Origin of the sequence: Leptothrix cholodnii SP-6, from assembly GCF_000019785.1 — a bacterium.
GTDB classification, from domain to species: domain Bacteria; phylum Pseudomonadota; class Gammaproteobacteria; order Burkholderiales; family Burkholderiaceae_C; genus Sphaerotilus; species Sphaerotilus cholodnii.
On sequence record NC_010524.1, the window covers coordinates 2,935,416 to 2,953,142 of the forward strand.

General features: G+C 69.6%; 8 protein-coding genes. 4 read left to right on the forward strand and 4 right to left on the reverse strand.

The genetic code is table 11. The features are described from left to right. Nucleotides 1–286: 286 nt before the first annotated feature. Entirely contained in the window at nucleotides 287–1,543 is a 1,257-nt protein-coding gene (locus LCHO_RS13390) for an MFS transporter (RefSeq protein ID WP_012347697.1), read from the forward strand. A 65-nt stretch (nucleotides 1,544–1,608) separates the two neighbouring features. On the opposite strand, the gene LCHO_RS13395 is transcribed toward LCHO_RS13390, so the two are convergent. Beyond that, complete coding sequence (locus LCHO_RS13395) at nucleotides 1,609–3,351, reverse strand: bifunctional protein-serine/threonine kinase/phosphatase (RefSeq protein WP_012347698.1); 1,743 nt, start codon at nucleotides 3,349–3,351, stop codon at nucleotides 1,609–1,611. A gap of 143 nt (nucleotides 3,352–3,494) precedes the next feature. Between LCHO_RS13395 and nirB the strand changes: the two genes are divergently transcribed. From nirB to LCHO_RS13410, 3 genes are all read left to right on the forward strand, one after another. After that, a complete protein-coding gene (nirB, locus tag LCHO_RS13400; RefSeq protein ID WP_012347699.1) occupies nucleotides 3,495–5,960 on the forward strand; it encodes a nitrite reductase large subunit NirB in 2,466 nt (821 codons plus the stop codon). A gap of 32 nt (nucleotides 5,961–5,992) precedes the next feature. Further along, complete coding sequence (gene nirD / locus LCHO_RS13405) at nucleotides 5,993–6,349, forward strand: nitrite reductase small subunit NirD (RefSeq protein ID WP_012347700.1); 357 nt, start codon at nucleotides 5,993–5,995, stop codon at nucleotides 6,347–6,349. A gap of 62 nt (nucleotides 6,350–6,411) precedes the next feature. Then, on the forward strand, nucleotides 6,412–9,213 hold the full coding sequence (locus LCHO_RS13410; RefSeq protein ID WP_012347701.1) for a nitrate reductase: 2,802 nt from the start codon (nucleotides 6,412–6,414) through the stop codon (nucleotides 9,211–9,213). A gap of 156 nt (nucleotides 9,214–9,369) precedes the next feature. On the opposite strand, the gene LCHO_RS13415 is transcribed toward LCHO_RS13410, so the two are convergent. From LCHO_RS13415 to LCHO_RS13425, 3 genes are all read right to left on the reverse strand, one after another. Then, a complete protein-coding gene (locus LCHO_RS13415; protein WP_012347702.1) occupies nucleotides 9,370–10,704 on the reverse strand; it encodes a sigma-54-dependent transcriptional regulator in 1,335 nt (444 codons plus the stop codon). Continuing rightward, nucleotides 10,701–12,608 carry an ATP-binding protein gene (locus LCHO_RS13420; RefSeq protein ID WP_012347703.1) on the reverse strand — a complete coding sequence of 636 codons (1,908 nt, stop codon included), beginning with the start codon at nucleotides 12,606–12,608 and terminating at the stop codon, nucleotides 10,701–10,703. The genes LCHO_RS13415 and LCHO_RS13420 overlap by 4 nt, the downstream gene beginning before the upstream one ends. A 179-nt stretch (nucleotides 12,609–12,787) precedes the next feature. Further along, complete coding sequence (locus LCHO_RS13425; protein WP_012347705.1) at nucleotides 12,788–17,632, reverse strand: NAD-glutamate dehydrogenase; 4,845 nt, start codon at nucleotides 17,630–17,632, stop codon at nucleotides 12,788–12,790. Between the last annotated feature and the right edge of the window lie 95 nt (nucleotides 17,633–17,727).

The following is a 17,727-nucleotide window of genomic DNA, read 5'->3' on the forward strand; positions in this document are numbered from 1 at the left end:
ACGGGGACCCCTGCCAGCCGCCGCTCAGGACGCCGACGTGGCACGCGGTTTGCAAGCATTTGGGACGAGCGCAAAGAAGCGCTCACGATCGGAGTCCACGCTGACCCGCTCATGTACACGCAGCCGTGTACACCGCTCGCGACCACAACCCCGCCCCTGCGGTGGCCCATGTGGATCTGCCGGAGATCGACCGGATTCCTTCCCTCGACTCCGAACATCAACCCGCATCTTCGATCGGTCGCACCGCGCGTGTGCCTGAGTCGCCGATGTTCGAGCTCACAACACCATGGCTGGCTTCAAGACCTTCCTGCGATCAGGCCACTGGCCGACCTTGCTGGCGTCCTTTCTCTATTTCGACTTCTGCTTCGCGATCTGGGTGCTCAACGGCGCCATGGGTCCGTTCATCAGCGAAACCTTCAACCTGAGCCCGGCCGAAAAGGGCTTCATGATCTCGGTGCCGATCCTGGCCGGCGCGCTGATGCGCTTTCCGCTGGGCGTGCTGTCGCAGTACATCGGCCGCAAGAACGCCGCGATGGTCGAGATGGGCCTGATCGTCGGCGCCCTGGCCTACGGCTATTTCGCGGTCGACACCTACAACGAAGTGCTGGCGATGGGCGTGCTGCTGGGAATCGCCGGCGCCAGCTTCGGCGTGGCGCTGTCGCTGGGCTCGGGCTGGTTCCCGCCCAAGTACAAGGGCCTGGCGATGGGCATCGCCGGCGCCGGCAACTCGGGCACCGTGCTGGCCGTGCTGTTCGCACCGCCCCTGGCGGTCAAGTTCGGCTGGCAGGCGGTCTACGGCCTGGCGGCCTTCACGATGCTGCTGCCGATGGCCGTGATGTGGTTGGCCGCCAAGGAGCCGCCCGACACCGAGCACCAGAGCCTGCGCGAGCACACCGCCTGCCTGTTCGAGAAGGACGGCTGGGCCTTCAGCCTGATCTACATCGTCACCTTCGGCGGTTTCATCGGCCTGGCGAGTTTCCTGCCGACCTACTTCTACGACCAGTTCAAGGTCACCAAGGTCGAGGCCGGCCAGCTCACGATGCTGGCCACGCTGATGGGCTCGGCGGTGCGCGTGGTGGGCGGCTACATCTCCGACCGCATCGGCGGCATCAACACGCTCAGCGGCGTGCTGGTGCTGGTAGCGATCACGCTGACGCTGTGCGGCGTGGCCGGCGGCTCGCTGGCGGTCACCACGCTGCTGTTCATGCTGTGTTTTGCCGCGCTGGGCGCGGGCAACGGCGCGCTGTTCCAGCTGGTGCCGCTGCGCTGGCCGCTGACCACCGCGGTGGCGGGCTCGATGATCGGCGAGATCGGCGCGCTCGGCGGCGGTTTCCTGCCCAACGCGATGGGCCTGTCCAAGCAGTTCGTCGGCAGCTATCTGTGGGGATTCCTCTCGTTTGCGCTGCTGGCCCTGCTGATGCTCGGCATGCTGCGCATCGTGCAGATCCGCTGGACCCGCACCTGGGCCGAAAAGGGTGGCCGTGCCCGCACCACGCACGACGCCGCGGTCGCCACCGGCTCGGCCACCCGCTTGGCCCGCTGAACCCGCCTGGCGTCATGCGCACCACCCGGCCCCTGCTGCAGGCTCACGCCCTGAGCCTGCCCGCCTCAGCGCGGCAGGAACAGCAGCCAGACCACCAGCAGCAGGTTGAAGGCGAGCGAGATCGCCAGCGCCACCTTCCACAGCACGGTCGGGTCGCGCATCGCCAGGGGCGTGCTGCCCAGCGGGCCGAGCGGGCGCGAGGCACCGCGTTCGAGCGCCAGCACCAGCTCCTCGGCGGTCTCGAAACGCAGCCGCGGATCGCGGGCCACGGCCTTGAGCACGACATGGTCGAGCCAGATCGGCACCTCCGGCCGCAGCCGCGACGGTGCGACCGGATCGCGGCGGAAGCGCGCGGTCTGCCAGGGCTCGATCTCGCCGTAGGGCAGGCGGCCGGCGAGCCACTGGTAGAGCGTGGCGCCCAGCGCGTAGAGATCGCTGCGCGCGCTGGCCGGCTGGCCGTGGTCGCCGTCCCACTGCTCGGGGTTCATGTAGCTGGGCGTGCCGGCATGCAGGCTGCGCACGGCCTCGGGCTCGCGGCCGGACACCGCCACGCCCAGGTCGAGCAGGCGCCACTGGCCGTCGTCGCCCAGGTGCAGGTTGCCGGGTTTGATGTCGCGGTGGATCACGGCCAGGCGGTGCAGCCGGCCGATGGCGCGCGCGATCACGATGGCAGCCTGCACCACCTCGGCTGCGCTGAAACGACGCTCGCCGGCCAGCAGTTGCTCAAGGGTCTGGCCGCTGTGCCAGTCGAACACGGTATAGAAGGCCGTCGGATTCTTGAGCGCCCTCACCCGCACGAAACCCGCCGCCTGGCCGCTGCGCGCGTGCTCGCTCACACGCAGGCCCAGCCAGGCCTCGTGCGCCAGCATGGCGCGCTCCTGCGGGTCGCTGGCGCGGGCCTCGTGCAGGGTCTTGATCGCGACCAGTTCACGGCTGGCCGTGTCACGTGCCTGGTAGAGCCGGTGCACGCCGGTGTCGGCCACCAGCGCGGTGATGGTGTAGCCGTCGAGCACGTCGCCGACCTTGAGGCGGCCGGGCACCGGCAGCTGGCGGGCGCCGAGCTGGGTGTCCTCCAGGCGCAGTGGCGCCAGGCCGCGCACGTGCAGCACCATCGCGGTGGCGTTGTCGCGGCTGCCGGCCTCGAGGGCTTCGAGCACCAGGGCCTCGCTGACCGCCTGCGCCGGCTGGCCCGCCATCTTGCCGACCAGGGCCTGGATGCGCAGCCGGCTGAGCGCGCCGTGCACGCCGTCGCTGGTGAGCACGAAGCAGTCGCCGGCCTGCAGTTCGCCCTGCTGGTAGTCGACGTGCACGGTGTCGTCGAGGCCGACGGCACGCGTGAGCTGGCTGCGCAGGTCGGGATGATCAAAGGCGTGGTCCTGCGTGAGCTGCACGCAGTCGTCGCCGCGCAGCAGCCAGGCGCGGCTGTCGCCGACGTGCGCCACGGTGTAGGTGTGGCCTTGCAGGACCACCGACGTCAGCGTGGTGAGCGCCGTGTGGCGCTCGGCGCGCGCCGCGCTGCGACGCCGGTTGTGGTCGACCAGCCAGCCGTTCTGCGCGCCGATCAGACGGTCGAGGATGACCGTCGTCTCCCAGGTGGCGGGGGCGGCAAAGTAGTCGCTCACCAGCGTCATCACAGTGGTCTGCGCCGCCTCGCGGCCCAGGCCGCCCATCGACACGCCGTCGGCCACCGCGGCGATCAGGCCGCGTTCTTCCTCGTGCGCAGCGGCGCGCACGGCAGCGGCGAAATCCTCGTTGTGATCGCGTGGGCCGGTCGCACTGGTGTGGCCGATGTCGACGTCGAAGCTCATGGCAACCCCGTTCACCTCCAGACCACAGCGGCCCCGAGAGGGCGCCGATTGTGGTGCAGATCAGCAGCGCTCGGCCAGTGGCGCTCCAACCCCTCACTGGCATCTCGTTTGCATGACCGGATCACGGTCTCAGGAGTCAACTGATGAAGAAGATGAAACTCGTGATGGTGGGCAACGGCATGGCCGGCGTGCGCACACTCGAAGAGCTGCTGAAGATTGCGCCCGACCTGTACGACATCACCGTCTTCAGCGCCGAGCCGCATCCCAACTACAACCGCATCCTGCTGTCGCCGGTGCTGTCGGGTGAGCAGACGCTCGACGAGATCATCCTCAACCCGGTCAGCTGGTACGAGGAAAACGGCATCACGCTGCACCTGGGCAAGCGGGTCGCGAAGGTCGACCGCACCCGGCGCATCGTCTACGCCGAGGACGGCACCGAAGCCGAGTACGACCGCCTGCTGATGGCCACCGGCTCGAATCCCTTCATGCTGCCGGTGCCGGGCGCCAACCTCGAAGGCGTGATCGCCTACCGCGACATCGCCGACACCAACACGATGATCGAGACCGCCCGGACGCACAAGCATGCGGTCGTGATCGGCGGCGGCCTGCTCGGCCTGGAGGCCGCCAACGGCCTGATGCTGCGCGGCATGCAGGTCACCGTGGTGCACGTGATGCCCTGGCTGATGGAGCGCCAGCTCGACGACGTGGCCGGCGGCCTGCTGCGCAAGTCGCTCGAAGACCGCGGCCTGAAGTTCGCACTCGGCGCGCAGACCCAGGCGCTGATCGGCGACCAGGCAGACGGCAAGGCCGGCCGCGTGAAAGCCATCCAGTTCAAGGACGGCACCGAGCTGCCGGCCGACCTGGTCGTGATGGCCGTGGGCATCCGCCCCAACACCGCGCTGGCCAAGTCGATGGGCCTGCTGTGCGCGCAGGACGGCCGCGGCGGCATCGTCGTCGACGACACGCTGCAGACCACCACCGACGCGCGCATCTACTCGGTGGGCGAATGCGCCGCGCACCGCGGCATCGCCTACGGGCTGGTGGCGCCGCTATTCGAGCAGGGCAAGGTCTGCGCCACGCACCTGGCGCAGTTCGGCATCGGCCGCTACACCGGCAGCCAGACCAGCACCAAGCTCAAGGTCACCGGCATCGACCTGTTCTCGGCCGGCAACTTCACCGGCGGCGAGGGCTTCGAGGAGATCGTGCTGTCCGATCCCGTAGGCGGCGTCTACAAGAAGCTGGTGATCAAGGACGACAAGCTGGTCGGCGCCTGCCTGTACGGCGACACGGTCGACGGCAGCTGGTACTTCAAGCTGCTGCGCGAAGGCCGCAAGGTGCACGACATCCGCGACAAGCTGATGTTCGGCGAATCCAACATCGGCGACGCCGGCCACCAGGGCCACAACAAGGCCTCGGCGATGGCCGATGCCGACGAGGTCTGCGGCTGCAACGGCGTCACCAAGGGCGCCATCTGCAAGGCCATCAAGGAGAAGGGCCTGTTCACGCTCGACGAGGTGCGCAAGCACACCAAGGCGAGCGCGAGCTGCGGCTCGTGCACCGGGCTGGTCGAGCAGCTGATCATGTTCACCGCCGGCGGCGACTACTCGGCCACGCCGAAGAAGAAGGCCGTCTGCGCCTGCACCGACGCCAGCCACCAGGAAGTGCGCGACACCATCCGCAACGAGAAGATCCTGACCATCGACGGCGTCTACCAGCGCCTGGGCTGGAAGACGCCCAACGGCTGCGCGAGCTGCCGCCCCGCGCTCAACTACTACCTGATCAGCACCTGGCCGAAAGAGGCGCAGGACGATCCGCAGAGCCGCTTCATCAACGAACGCAGCCACGCCAACATCCAGAAGGACGGCACCTACTCGGTGGTGCCGCGCATGTGGGGCGGCGAGACCACCGCGGCCGACCTGCGCCGCATCGCCGACGTGGCCGACAAATACGCCATCCCGACCGTCAAGGTGACCGGCGGCCAGCGCATCGACCTGCTGGGCGTGAAGAAGGAAGACCTCCAGGGCGTGTGGCAGGACCTCGGCATGCCGTCGGGCTTCGCCTACGGCAAGTCGCTGCGCACCGTGAAGACCTGCGTCGGCAGCGACTGGTGCCGCTTCGGCACGCAGAACTCGACCCAGCTGGGCAAGGACCTGGAGCGTGCGCTGTGGGCGATGTACTCGCCGCACAAGGTCAAGCTGGCGGTGTCGGGCTGCCCGCGCAACTGCGCCGAAGCCGGCATCAAGGACGTCGGCATCATCGGCGTCGACTCCGGCTGGGAGATGTACGTGGGCGGCAACGGCGGCATCAAGACCGAGGTGGCGGAGTTCTTCGTCAAGGTCAAGACGACGGCCGAGGTGCTGGAGTACGCCGGCGCCTTCCTGCAGCTCTACCGCGAGGAGGGTTGGTACCTCGAGCGCACCGTGCACTACATCAACCGCGTCGGGCTGGACTACGTGAAGGACAAGATCCTCAACAACGCCGAGCTGCGCCGGCAGCTATGGGAGCGCCTGCAGTTCGCCCTCGACGGCGCCGCCGACCCGTGGCTGGCCTCGGCGCAAGCCAGCGTCGACGTGCGGCAGTTCGAGCCGGTGGCGAACGCCTCCGCCTGAACCGACATCCACAGCATTCAAGAGGATTCCCCATGAGCGATTGGAAAGTCATTTGCCGCGTCGAAGACATCCCCAAGCTCGGATCGCGCCGTGTGGCGCGGCCGGGTTCGACCGATGTCGCGGTGTTCCGCAACAGCGAGGACCAGGTCTTCGCGCTGCTCGACCGCTGCCCGCACAAGGGCGGGCCGCTGAGCCAGGGCATCGTGTTCGGCACCAGCGTGGCCTGCCCGCTGCACAACTGGACCATCGGCCTCGACAGCGGCTGCGCCCGTGCACCCGACGAGGGCTGCACGCCGCGTTTCAGCGTCAAGGTCGAGGCCGACCAGGTGATGCTGGACGCCGACGAGCTGGCCAGCATCGCCGTCGGCGAGCCTGCGCCGCTGCGCTGAAACGCGACCCGCATCACACGCCCACCCCCGACTCCTCTCCTGATCCCGCACCCGAGTTCCCCATGACCGAAACCCGTTCGACCTGTCCCTATTGCGGCGTGGGCTGTGGCGTGATCATCGAAAGCGACGGCTCGCAGATCACCGGCGTGCGCGGCGACCCGGATCACCCGGCCAACTTCGGCCGGCTCTGCACCAAGGGCAGCACGCTGCACCTGACCGCCAGCGCGCCGGTGACGATGGCCACGCGGCTGCTGCAGCCGATGCAGCGCCTGGCGCGCGGCACGGCAGCGCAGCCGATGGCCTGGGACGCAGCGGTGGCGCTGGCCGCCGCACGCATCGCCGACACCGTGCGCACGCACGGCCCCGATTCGGTCGGCATCTACCTCTCGGGCCAGATGCTGACCGAGGACTACTACGTCTTCAACAAGCTCGGCAAGGGGCTGCTGGGCACCAACAACGTCGACACCAACTCGCGCCTGTGCATGAGCAGCGCGGTGGCCGGCTACAAGCGCACGCTGGGCGCCGACGCGCCGCCGTGCAGCTACGAGGACCTGGCGCACGCCGACACGGTCTTCATCACCGGCAGCAACGCCGCCTGGGCGCACCCGATCCTGTTCCGCCGGCTCGAGGACGCCAAGCGCGCCAAGCCGGATCAGCGCTGGATCGTGGTCGACGTGCGCCGCACCGAAACCGCCGACTGCGCCGACCTGTTCCTGCAGATCCAGCCCGGCACCGACGTGGCGCTGGTCCACGGCATGCTGCACGTGATGCTGTGGGAAGGCCTGACCGACGCCCGCTACATCGCCGCCCACACCAGCGGCTTCGAAGCCCTGCGCGACGCGGTGCGGGCCTGGACGCCGAAAGAAGCCGCCCGCGTCTGCGGCATCCGGGAAGAAGACCTGATCCAGGCCGCACGCTGGTTCGCGCAGAACGACCGCGCGGGCGGCGCCACGCTGTCTCTCTACTGCCAGGGTCTGAACCAGAGCTCGGCCGGCACCGACAAGAACGCCGCGCTGATCAACCTGCACCTGGCCACCGGCCAGATCGGCAAGGCGGGCGCCGGGCCGTTCTCGCTGACCGGCCAGCCCAACGCGATGGGCGGGCGCGAGGTGGGTGGCCTGGCCAATCTGCTGTCCGCACACCGCGACCTCGCCAACCCCGCGCACCGCGCCGAAGTGGCCGCGCTGTGGGGTGTGGCCGATGTGCCCGCCACGCCGGGCAAGAGCGCGGTCGAGATGTTCCAGGCCGCCGCCGACGGCGCCATCAAGGCACTGTGGATCGTCTGCACCAACCCGGCGCAATCGCTGCCGGACCAGGCGATGGTGCGGCGTGCGCTCGAACGCTGCGAGTTCGTGATCGTGCAGGAAGCCTTCTCGACCACCGCCACCGCGGCCTATGCCGACCTGCTGCTGCCCGCGTCGACCTGGGGCGAGAAGACCGGCAGCGTGACCAACAGCGAGCGCCGCATCAGCCTCGTGCGCCCGGCGGTACCGGCGCCGGGTGAATCACGCGCCGACTGGCAGATCGGCGTCGACATCGCCCGCCGCATCGAGGCACTGCTGCCCGAGCGGCTGAACGGCCAGTCGACACTGTTCCCGTACGCCGACGCCGAATCGGTCTGGCTCGAACACCGCGAAAGCACCCGCGGCCGCGACCTCGACATCACCGGCCTGAGCTGGCCGATGCTCGACGCCGCCGGCCCGCAGCAGTGGCCGCTGCCCGAAGGCCAGGCCCAGGGCAAGGCACGGCTTTATGAAGACGGCATCTTCCCGACCGCCGATGGCCGGGCACAGTTTTCGGCCATGACCTACCGCGCCGTCGCCGAGCCGCGCGACGCGCGTTACCCGTTTGCGCTGACCACCGGCCGCCTGCGCGACCAGTGGCACGGCATGAGCCGCACCGGCACGCTCGGCCGCCTGTTCGGCCACATTGCCGAGCCGGTGGTGGAACTGCACCCGACCGACATCGCCCGGCGTGGTTTCAAGGACGGCGAGCTGGTCGAGGTGCGCTCGCGCCGCGGCAGCATCGTGCTGGCGGTGCAGGCCAGCACCACGGTGGCGCCGACGCAGGCGTCGATCCCGATGCACTGGGGCGAAGAGGTGCTGGGCGGCGTCGACGCCCAGGGCGAGCCGCGACTGGGCATCAACGGGCTGACGATCCCGGCCTTCTGCCCCAGCTCCAAGCAGCCCGAACTCAAGCACAGCGCCGTGCGCATCGAGCCCGCCGCTCTGCCCTGGCGCATGCTCGGCCTGGCCTGGCTGCCACAGGCGCAGGTGCTGGCGGTGCGCGAGCAGTTGAAGCCGCTGATGGCCGAGTTCGGCTACGCGCTGGCCCTGCCCTTCGGCCGCGAGCCGCATGGCGCGGGTCTGGCGGGCATCCTGTGGCGCGCCGCGGCGGCCGCGCCGGTGGCCGAGGAACTGGTGCAACGCGTCGAGGCGCTGCTGGGCCTGGCCGGCACCGACACGCTGCGTTATCACGACCGCAACCGCGGCCAATACCGTGCCGTGCACCTCGAGCGCGACGGCGAGACGCAGACCCTGCGCGGCGTGCTGCTGGCCGGCGACACCCGTGCCGAAGCCTGGATCAAGACCTTGCTGCAGGACGAGCTGCCGGCTCAGGCCTACGGCCGTGCGCTGCTGGCCGGCACCGCCACGCCGCCGGTGGCGGTGGCCGAGCGCGGCAAGCAGATCTGCACCTGCTTCAACGTCAGCGAGCCGCAGATCGTGCAGGTGCTCGGCCGCTGCAGCGGCAATGCGGACGCGCGCATGGCGCAGCTGCAGGGCGAGCTCAAGTGCGGCACCAACTGCGGTTCGTGCATCCCGGCGGTGCGGGCGCTGGTCAAGGCCTCGATCGCCGCCGCGTAGGCCGGTTGCGCCAAGCTCCTGTCAGTTATCCATGACGCCGAAGCGGCACCCTCGAGGCATGAACCGGACAGACCCGGCGACCGCCGTGGATCCGGCTCTGCCGGTCCACCGGTGGTGCCCCCTTGAGGGGGCGCGCGTGAGCGCGTCGGGGGTGGTTCACTTCAGCAAGCCGTAGCGGCGCACCTTGTCGTGCAGCGTGGTCTTGGCCACGCTCAGCGCCTCGGCCACGCGGGTCAGGTTGCCGCCTTGGCGACGCAGTTCGCTGGCGATCAGGCTGCGCTCGAAGTCGTCAACCGTCTCGGCCAGCGTCCGCGGCGGCAGCGGCAGCGTCGGGCCACCGTCGGTCAGGCCCTCCTTCATGACGCCAAGGACCAGGCAATCGGCGACATTGCGCAGTTCACGCACATTGCCGGGCCACGAATGCGCCATCAGCCGGCTGGTCTGAAGGGCCGAGACGGCGGGTTGCGGCCGGCCGTAGCGGCTCGCGGCCAGCAGCATGAAGTGCTCCAGCAGCATCGGGATGTCCTCGCGGCGTTCGCGCAGCGGCGGCAGGTCGATGGCGACGACGTTGAGCCGGTAGTACAGGTCGGCGCGGAAGGTCTGGCGTTGCGCGCGTTCGAACAGGTCGTCCTTGGACGCCGCCACGATGCGGCAATCGACCGGAATCTGCGCGTTCGAACCCAGCCGCTCGATCACCCGCTCCTGCAGCACCCGCAGCAGCTTGATCTGCACGCTGGTGGGCATGCTCTCGACCTCGTCGAGGAACAGCGTGCCGCCGTTGGCGTGCTCGATCTTGCCGATGCGGCGCTTCTGCGCGCCGGTGAAGGCGCCCGCCTCGTGCCCGAACAGCTCGCTGTCGAGCAGGTTCTCGGGCAGGCCGCCGCAGTTCAGCGCGACATAGGGCGCAGACTTGCGGCGCGAGAGCTGGTGCAGCGCCTGCGCCACCAGTTCCTTGCCGGCCCCGGTCTCGCCGCGGATCAACACGTCCACCGGCGAGTCGGCCACTTCCATCACCAGGCGCCGCACCCGTTCCATCTGCGGCGAGATGCCGATCAGCTTGCCCTCGACCCCTTCGAGCCGGGCCAGGCGCTCGCGCAGGTTGGAGATCTCCAGCGTCAGCGCGCGCTTCTCCAGCGCCCGCTGCACGACCTCGAGCAGCAGCTCCGGTGCGAAGGGCTTGGTGATGAAATCGTAGGCGCCGCTGCGCATCGAATCGACCGCCATCGTGATGTCGCCGTGGCCGGTGATGACGAGCACCGGCAGGTCGGCATCGAGCTGGCGGCAGCGCTTGATCACCGCCATGCCGTCCATGCCGGGCAATCGCATGTCGGTGACGATGACACCGTGGAAACCTGGCTTGACGAGGCGCAGCGCCTCTTCGGCGCTGCCGAAGCCCTGCACCTGGATGCCCGCGAGTTGCATCACCTGCACGCAGCCCAGGCGCATGTGGGCGTCGTCTTCGATGATCAGGACGGTGAGGTCGGTCTTCATGGGTGTGATCGCTGTGACGGCTGTGGGCCCGACGGAAGCCAGAGTGTGAAACGTGCGCCGCCTTCCGGGCGATTCTCGGCCGTCAGGTCACCGCCGTAGTCCTGCGCGATGCCGCGCGAGATCACCAGGCCGAGGCCGAGGCCGCTGCCGGCCGCCTTGGTCGTGAAGAAGGGCGTGAACAGGCCGTCGAGAACCTCGGGCGCCAGCCCCTCGCCGCTGTCGGCGACGTCGATGCACACCCGTTCGTCGCTGCCTCGGCGCACCGAGATCCGGAGTTGCTTGGTGGGCGCCTCGCGCATCGCGTCGATCGCGTTGCCGATCAGGTTGATGAGCACCTGCTCGAGCCGGTTCCGGTTGCACCAGGCGGTCACCGAATCGCCGGCGCAGTGGTTGACGACGCTGACGCCCTCGGCGCGGATGCGCTGGTCGAGCAGGAACAAGGCACTGCCGAGCGCGGCCGAGACATCGCTCGCCTCGGGCAACACCGGCGACTTGCGCGCAAAGGCCTTCAGCGGATGGATGATCTCGCCCATGCGGTCGACCAGGCCGTCGACGATGACCAGGTTGCTCTGCGCGCCGTCCAGGTCCGCGCGCCGCATGAATTCGCGGGCATTGCCCGCCAGGGTGCGGATCGCGCCGAGCGGCTGCGCCAGTTCGTGCGTGATGCCGGTGGCCAGTTGCCCGAGCACCGCGAGCTTGGCGGCCTGGACCAGCTCGTCCTGCGCCGCACGCAGCGTCGCCTCTGCCTTGACGCGCACGGCCATCTCACGCCGCAATTCGAGGTTGGTGTCGCTCAGCGCCCGGGTGCGTTTCTCGACCATCGACTCCAGCTCGGCATTGGCCCGCTCCAGCGCGAGCTTGGCCTCCAGCTTCTGCCGGGCGATGCGCCGCCGCTGCTTCAGGTAGAGCAGCAGCACGAGGGTGAACGCGGCCAGGAGCGCCGACAGCGCCGCCATCGCCAGCGCCTGCGACCGCACCGGCGCGAGGTCCGAGAAGATCAGCAGCCGCCAGCCCATGGCATCGAGCGTGCGGCCCTGGACCAGCAGGCCCGAATCGCCGCGGACGATCGACAGCTGGCCCCGCGCCACCCCCTTGTCGCGTATCAGCGTGCCGTCGTCGAAAGTCAGGTTCGTGCCGAGCGGGAAATCCTCGATGCGGCGCTCGCCGTACATCCCGGTGAGCTCGAGGTCGACACGCTCGTCGAGCGTGCGCGGTTTCATCGACGTGTAGCGCCACGATTCGAGCGACGACAGGATGACGACCTGGTTCCGATCCGCGATCAGCGCCGGCATGCCGAGCAGCGCAAACGCCTCGTTGATCGGCGCCAGGCCGACCTTGGCCACCGCCACGCCGACCACACGCTCACCGTCGCGGATCGGGTAGGAGAAGAAATAGCCCGGCTCCTCGGGCGAGGCGCCGATCGCGAAATGGCGCCCGACGCGGCCCGAGAGCGCCTCCTGGTAGTACGGCCGATACGACAGGTCCTGGCCTTGCAGGCTGTCGTCACGCAGGCTCTGGTTGCTCGACGCCACCACCTCGCCGCGCGGGTCGGCGATGAACACCGCGACGCTGCCCAGGTGGGCGTTCAGGCGCAGCAGGTAGTCGTTGACCGCAGCCACACGCCGGGGCGACACAGGCCCGCGAAACAGCGCGATCACGTCCTGGTTCAGCTGGACCGTGGCGGGCACGTTCTCGAGCCGGTTCACCAGGCCGGCCGCCGTGGCCGCAAACAGGTCGAGCTTGTGGCTGGTGTCGGCGCGCAGGGTCGCCATGCCGCGATCAAGGCCCAGCAGGCGGCCCGCCGCGCCCGCCCCGACCACGAGGGCCACGGCCAGCGCAACGCCCAAGGCCAGCCGCCAGCGCCGCGGCGCCAGCATGGCGGTGAGCATCGATCGCGGCGTCATGGGCCGATTCTGCCTATGCAGCCATGAATCGCGCTGCGGCGGGCGTCGACCAGGACCTCGCGGTCACCGAGCAGGTCGTGTTCGGTGCGGGTCGGGGCGGCAGCGGCAGATGGCATCGAATTCATGGTTTGTTGCTCCAGCCATCGGGGGAAGAACCGCTGCGGTCGCTCGGTCTGCGTTCAGGCCGCCTCGATCGCACGCAGCTCGCGTGTGGCGACCGACAACATCGCCAGATCGACGCTGCTCGACGACTGCAGATCGGCCAGCAGGCGGCGATAGCGCTCCAGGGCCGCGCGGCTGGCGGCCAGCCAGCTTTCGACGAGGGCCTCCGCCGAATCGAGCTGGGGCGAGCGGCCGACCACCTTGGCCGTGAGCGCGCGCTGCAGCAGCGTCAGGTCGTTCTGCAGCGCGGTGCGCGCCAGCGTCTGCCAATGGCTGTCGGCCGGCAGCGCCGCAGCGGACTGCCGCATCCAGCCGTGCTGCAGCTGGACGTCGAGCGCGAAGTAGGTGCCCGCCACCAGCTCCAGGCTGCGCTGCGTCGCGGCGGCCACCTCGGCGATGTCGAGCACCGCCGCGATGCGGTCGGCGCTGGCGACCCGGCGCGCCAGTTCGGCGGGCACGCCGAGCTGCACGTCGGCGTGCTGGAGGCCCGCGAGCGCGTTCGCTTCGGCAGGCGACAGGTGCGCCACCAGGCTGGCGCCGAGCTGGTCGGCGGCGAGCCGGAAGCGCACCACCGTCGCGTCGATGCCGGCGCTCGCCGGCTGGCGCAGGAACCACAGGCTGGCGCGCGCCATCAGGCCGGCGACGTCGTCGAACAGACGCGCCTGCAGGCTGTCGGGCACACGGTTGTCGAGCGCATCGATGCTCGACCACACCTCGTCCAGACCGAACACCTCGCGCGCCACGATCGCCGCACGCACCACCGCCACCGCGCCCAGGCCGGTCTCTTCGGCCAGCCGGTGCACGAAGCTCGGGCCGATCCGGTTCGTCAGCGTGTTGGTCAGGCAGGTGGCGAGGATCTGGCGCTTGAGCGGATGGCGCAGCATCGCCTGGCCATGGCGCTGGCGCAGCGCCTGCGGGAAGTAGGCCGACAGCATCGCGGCCACGTACGGCTCCTCGGGCAGATCGGAGGCCAGGATCTCGTCGTAGAGCCACATCTTGCTGTAGGCCAGCAGCACCGCCCGTTCGGGCGAGGTCAGGCCCTGCCGGGCCAGCTTGCGTTCGGCGATCTCCTCGGCCGACGGCAGGAACTCGATCGAGCGGTCGAGCCGGCCGGCCCGTTCGAGAAACTGCATCAGCCGCGCCTCGGGCTCGAGCAGCTCGGCGGCGCGGCGGCCGGCCACCGACAGCGCCTGCGTCTGCGCGTAGTTGTCGAGCAGCACCAGTTCGCCGACCTCGTCGGTCATGTCGGCCAGCAGCTGGTTGCGCTGCCGGCCGGTCATCTCGCCGTCGCTGACCAGCTGGTCGACCAGGATCTTGATGTTGACCTCGTGGTCGGAGCAGTCGACCCCGGCCGAGTTGTCGATCGCATCGGTGCAGATGCGCCCGCCACGACGCGCGAACTCGATGCGGCCGAGCTGGGTCAGGCCCAGGTTGCCGCCCTCGGCGACCACCTTGCAGCGCAGCTCGGCGCCATTGACGCGGATCGCATCGGTGGCGCGATCGCCGACCTGCGCGTGGCTTTCGTGCGAGGCCTTCACGTAGGTGCCGATGCCGCCGTTGTAGAACAGGTCCACCGGCGCCTGCAGGATGGCGCGCATCAGCTCGGCCGGGCTGAGCTCCTCGGCCGTGACGCCGAGCGCGGCACGCACCGGGCCCGACAGCGGGATCGACTTGAGCGAACGCGCGAACACCCCGCCACCGGCCGAGATCAGTGCGCCGTCGTAATCGGCCCAGCTCGAGCGCGGCAGCGCGAACAGGCGCGCCCGTTCGGCATGGCTCGCAGCGGCATCGGGCTGTGGATCAAGGAAGATGTGGCGATGGTCGAAAGCCGCCACCAGGCGGATGTGGCGCGACAGCAGCATGCCGTTGCCGAACACGTCGCCCGACATGTCGCCGATGCCGACCACGCTGAAGTCCTGTTCCTGCGTGTTCACGCCGATCTCGCGGAAGTGGCGCTTGACCGCCTCCCAGGCGCCGCGCGCGGTGATGCCCATCTTCTTGTGGTCGTAGCCGACCGAGCCGCCCGAGGCGAAGGCATCGCCGAGCCAGAAGCCGTATTCGGCCGAAACGGCGTTGGCGTGGTCGGAGAAGGTGGCCGTGCCCTTGTCGGCGGCGACCACCAGATAGGGGTCGTCGCCGTCGTGGCGCACCAGGTCGACCGGCGCCACCACCTGGCCGGCCACCAGGTTGTCGGTCAGGTCGAGCAGGCCGCGCAGGAAGTTCTTGTAGCAGGCCACCGCTTCCTCGAGCAGGGCATCGCGGTCGCCGCCCAGCGGCGGCTGCTTGACGACGAATCCGCCCTTCGATCCCACCGGCACGATCACGGTGTTCTTGACCATCTGCGCCTTGACCAGCCCCAGCACCTCGGTGCGGAAGTCTTCGCGCCGGTCGGACCAGCGCAGGCCACCGCGTGCGACCTTGCCACCGCGCAGATGCACCCCCTCGAAGCGCGGCGAATAGACCCAGATCTCGAACATCGGCTTGGGCGACGGCAGACCCGGCACCCGGGCGGGATCGAACTTGAACGACAGATAGGGCTTGGGCTGGCCGGCGCCATCACGCTGGAAATGGTTGGTGCGCAACGTGGCGCCGATCACGCCGAGGAACTGCCGCAGGATGCGGTCTTCGTCGATGCTGGCGACCGCGTCGAGCTGCTGCTGCAGCGCTTCGTCGAGCGCGGCACAACGCGCGGCACGGGCCTCGCCGAGGGTCAGGTCGAAGCGCGCCTGGAACAGCTCGACCAGCGTGCGTGCGATCACCGGATTGGCGGTCAGTGCCCGCTCGATGTAGCTGTTGCTGAAGGTCGAGCCGACCTGCCGGATGTAGCGCGCATAGGCGCGCAGCAGCATCACCTCGCGCCACGACAGGCGCGCGCTCAGGACCAGTCGATTGAGGTCGTCGCTCTCGAGCGAGCCCGACCAGACCTTGGCGAAGGCCTCCTCGAAGCTGCCCTTGATCGATTCGATCTCGACCTCGCCGCCGTCGGCGATCTGCATGCCGAAGTCGTGCAGCCAGACCGGCTCGCCGCCCTCCGGGGCGATGCGGCATGAACGCTCGTCGATGACCTTCACGCCCATGCGCTCGAGCAGCGGCAGGCTGTGCGACAGCGCGATGGGCTGGCCGACCCGGAGCATCTTCAGGCGCAGCGCACCGGCCGCCGCCTCGACCGGTCGGTACAGGCTGATCGCCAGCTCGCCCGACCGTGCGGCTCGCTCCGCCAGCTCGATGTCGCCGACCGCCACGCGCGCCTCGCAATCCTCGCGGTAGCCGGCCGGGAAGGCGGCTGCATAGCGCCGCGCCAGACGGCTGCCCAGCTCGTCGCCCAGGCCGGCCACCAGCGCATCGGCCAGATCGTCCTGCCAGCGGCGTGCCAGCGCGACGATGCGAGCCTCCAGCTCGAGCACGTCGACCTCGCCGAGCGCGCTGCCCGGCGGTGTGCGCACGATGATGTGGATGCGTGCCAGCACCGACTCCGACAACAGCAGGTTGAACTCGCTGCCGACCCCGTGGAAGGCCGAACTCAGCAACTGCTGGATGCGCATGCGCAGCTCGGTGTTGAACCGGTCGCGCGGCACGAACACGAGGCAGGACACATAGCGGCCGAAGGCATCGCGGCGCACGAACAGCCGGCTGCGCTGGCGCTCTTCGAGGTGCAGGATGCCGAGCGCGGTCTCCAGCAACTCGTCTTCGCCGATCTGCAGCAGTTCGTCGCGTGGATACTGCTCCAGCACGGTCGCGAGTGTCTTCGACAGATGGCCCTTGGGCACGAAGCCGCTGCGCGCCATCAGCGTGGCCACCTTGCGGCGCACCAGCGGCATCTCGCTGGCCGGCATCCGGTAGGCCGACGAGGTGTAGAGGCCGAGGAAACGCCGTTCGCCGACCACCTGGCCCCGTGCGTCGTAGCGCTTGACGCCCACGCAGTCGAGATAACCCGGCCGGTGCACGGTGGCACGCGAGTCGGCCTTGGTCAGGAACAGCGGTGAAGCCCCGTCGATCACCGCCAGCGAGCCCGCCGGCAGCAGCGTGCTGTCGGGCCGCTGCGGATCGCGGCGCGCGTCGCGCAACAGCCCCAAGCCCGAGCCGGCGACACCGCGCAGGTGGCTCTCGCCGCCCTGCTCCACCCGCTCGTAGTCGCGGCAGCCGAGGAAGGTGAAATGGTCGTCGACCATCCAGCGCAGGAAACACTGCGCCTCGGCGTTGTCCTCGATCGCCGCGCCGGTGACGTCGCTGCGCGCCTTCAGCTCGTCCACCGCGGCGAATGCGGCCGCCTGCATCGGCGCCCAGTCTTCCACCGCGGCCCGCACGTCGCCGAGCACACGCACGATGCCGTCGCGGATCTCGGCCTGCCGCGCCGGGTCGGTGCAGCGGTCGACTTCCAGCCGGATGTAGGACTCGTCGTGTCCGGTACCGTCGGCAACCGCCTCGTTGGCGGGCCGCAGCCGCTCGAGCTGGCCGTCGGCGTCGCGCCAGGCGTGCATCACGGGGTGGATCACCGAGTGCAGCGTGAGGCCCAGCCGGTTGATCTCGGTGGTGACCGAATCGACCAGGAAGGGCATGTCGTCGTTGACGATCTCGATCACCGTGTGGCGCGACTCCCAGCCATGTTCGGCCACGCGCGGCACATAAGCACGCACACGCGGCGTGCCGCTCGTGAAGCGGCGAGCGAACTGCCAATGGGCCATCGCGCCCCCGAACAGGTCGGCGGCCGTGCTGCCGAGGATCTGTTCGTCGGCCACCTGTCCGTGGTAGTGGCGCAGGAAGGGCTCGGCAATGGCGAAGGCGGCAGGCGCCAGGCGTTGCTGCGCGAGCGTCATCGCTTCTTCGAGCAACCGTTGGCGGGACTCCGGATTGGGCGTTTGCATGGTGTTCACTTGGGTTGTGCGGGCCCGGGTGGCCCTGGGCTCGTGGTGGGGCGGACGCCTGTCAGAAGGTTGGCGTTATTTGGGGCTGCGCCCCG

Bases quoted from the DNA above. Each gene is read 5' to 3' on its own strand.
- LCHO_RS13390 (WP_012347697.1), top strand. From the start codon at position 287: ATGGCTGGCTTCAAGACCTTCCTGCGATCAGGCCACTGGCCGACCTTG.
- LCHO_RS13395 (WP_012347698.1), bottom strand. From the start codon at position 3,351: ATGAGCTTCGACGTCGACATCGGCCACACCAGTGCGACCGGCCCACGC.
- nirB (WP_012347699.1), top strand. From the start codon at position 3,495: ATGAAGAAGATGAAACTCGTGATGGTGGGCAACGGCATGGCCGGCGTG.
- nirD (WP_012347700.1), top strand. From the start codon at position 5,993: ATGAGCGATTGGAAAGTCATTTGCCGCGTCGAAGACATCCCCAAGCTC.
- LCHO_RS13410 (WP_012347701.1), top strand. From the start codon at position 6,412: ATGACCGAAACCCGTTCGACCTGTCCCTATTGCGGCGTGGGCTGTGGC.
- LCHO_RS13415 (WP_012347702.1), bottom strand. From the start codon at position 10,704: ATGAAGACCGACCTCACCGTCCTGATCATCGAAGACGACGCCCACATG.
- LCHO_RS13420 (WP_012347703.1), bottom strand. From the start codon at position 12,608: ATGACGCCGCGATCGATGCTCACCGCCATGCTGGCGCCGCGGCGCTGG.
- LCHO_RS13425 (WP_012347705.1), bottom strand. From the start codon at position 17,632: ATGCAAACGCCCAATCCGGAGTCCCGCCAACGGTTGCTCGAAGAAGCG.